The organism is Amycolatopsis sp. NPDC051061 (assembly GCF_040682935.1).
Lineage (GTDB): Bacteria > Actinomycetota > Actinomycetes > Mycobacteriales > Pseudonocardiaceae > Amycolatopsis.
In genome coordinates this window covers 1-1,682 of record NZ_JBFBBZ010000143.1, presented here as the reverse complement: position 1 = coordinate 1,682, position 1,682 = coordinate 1, and the positions used below count along the sequence as shown (strand labels likewise).

The window sequence follows — 1,682 nt, the reverse complement described above, 5'->3', positions numbered from 1 at the left end:
GTTTCGAGAGATTTTCTCAAAGAATGGTTTCCCTTTCTCAATAAGTTCAATGAGTTTATGCATTAATTACTTTGCTCCTCTTTTATAAAGTTCGATGAGGTGATGAATCACATCTTTTAATAAGATCGTAGTCATCAAGTGATCCTGACCATGCATCATAGTAACACTGTATGGAAGTTCCTCTCCAGAAGCTTCTCGAGCCAACATACCTGTCTGAGAACTGTGAGCCTCTGCAATACAGCTTCCTGCTTCTACTACAAGACTATCTGCCTTAGCGAAATCACCATTTTCAGCCGCTTTAAGCGCTTCTAAAAGCTTAGAGCGAGCATCTCCAGCATAAGCAACAATTTCAAACCCTAAGAGAGTCATCTCTTCTCTGTTCACATCAATATCCTCCGTTTTATGTTTTTACTATACTTTATCAGTCCATGGACTAGCTGTTTTAACAAGAACTTTGTTAAGTTCATCAATATTTTCGAATCCAGTAGTACGCAACCATTCACGTGCTGCTTTTTCACCTTCTTTGATGTAAGGTTCTACAGATCCTGCCCAAGTAGCACGTCCACAAAGCACCCCATTAAACTTGGCACCTGAGTCGTGAGCAAATTGCAATGTTTCTTGGAACAATTTAGCAGATACACCTGCACTTAGGTAGATGTATGGAAGGTTAGTCGCTTCTTCTTGTGCTTTAAAGAAGTCAGCAGCTTCAGCTTTACTGTAAACCACTTCACCATCAGCAAAACCTTCGACATATTTAACGTTAACTGGTACTTCTACTTTAAGAACATCAATGTTAAAGCGTGGATCAGAGAAAACTTTCATCGCTTCAATGACTTTGCGAGGTTTCACTTTTGCATATTCAACGGAACCTGCATCTGAGATTTCTTCATCATAAGCAAGGATTTCCAAGAAGAAAGGAATATCTTCAGCGACACATTCAGAACCAACACGTTCAATATAAGCTTGTTTTTGTTGGTTAAGTTCATCTGAGCTGTCTACATCATAGTAAAGCAAGAACTTAACGGCATCAGCGCCTTGCTCTTTGATACGCTTTGCAGACCAAACATCCAAGCAGTCAGGCAAACGTTTTGTACTTGATGTATCATAACCTGTTTTTTCATAGGCAAGAAGAAGACCTGCTTCTTTATCCAATGCTTTTGTTGCTGGAAGTCCATATTCAGGGTCAAGCAACATTGAAGAAGCGTATTTTGTAAGTTCATCAGCAACCAAAACCTTTAGTTCTTCCATTTGAGCTACAGTTGGTTCTGTATCTTGATACTGTGCCATCAAACGTTTCAAAGCACCACGTTGGTCAAATGCCAAAGCTGAGATAAAACCGTTTTTATCTGAAAGTTTTTCCAAAGATTTGCGTTTCTGTTCTGTAAGTACCATTTTTATACCTCTTTTACTCCAATTTGTGAGTTTAGTGTTTCGTAATTAGTCATATTCACATGCCCTGTCATTGTTTCTTGAGCATTTAACATACCCAATGTCATCGCATGTTTTAATAAGTCAGCGTCACTTTTTTTACTATTTAAAGCTGATGCAATACCAGCTACCGTTGAGTCCCCTGATCCGACTGGATTAACAACTGGGATATCAGGAATATCTACCTTATAGAAAACATCACCATGTTTTGCAAAGGCACCGTTTCGACCTAATGAGACCACTATCCATTCGAT

Annotated in this window: 3 protein-coding genes; all 3 read right to left on the bottom strand. The window is 39.0% G+C overall.

What is annotated here, in order from left to right; all coding sequences use genetic code 11:
- Window positions 1–66 precede the first annotated feature (66 nt).
- Entirely contained in the window at window positions 67–384 is a 318-nt protein-coding gene (locus tag AB0N03_RS52280; RefSeq protein WP_014011534.1) for a PTS lactose/cellobiose transporter subunit IIA, read from the bottom strand.
- Window positions 385–411: 27 nt separating this feature from the next.
- Window positions 412–1,392 (bottom strand): tagatose-bisphosphate aldolase, encoded by a 981-nt coding sequence (gene lacD / locus AB0N03_RS52275; RefSeq protein ID WP_003131732.1) that lies wholly within the window; start codon window positions 1,390–1,392, stop codon window positions 412–414.
- Between the two features lie 2 nt (window positions 1,393–1,394).
- Window positions 1,395–1,682 (bottom strand): PfkB family carbohydrate kinase (locus tag AB0N03_RS52270; protein WP_364388975.1); only part of this gene is annotated, 288 nt, incomplete at its 5' end.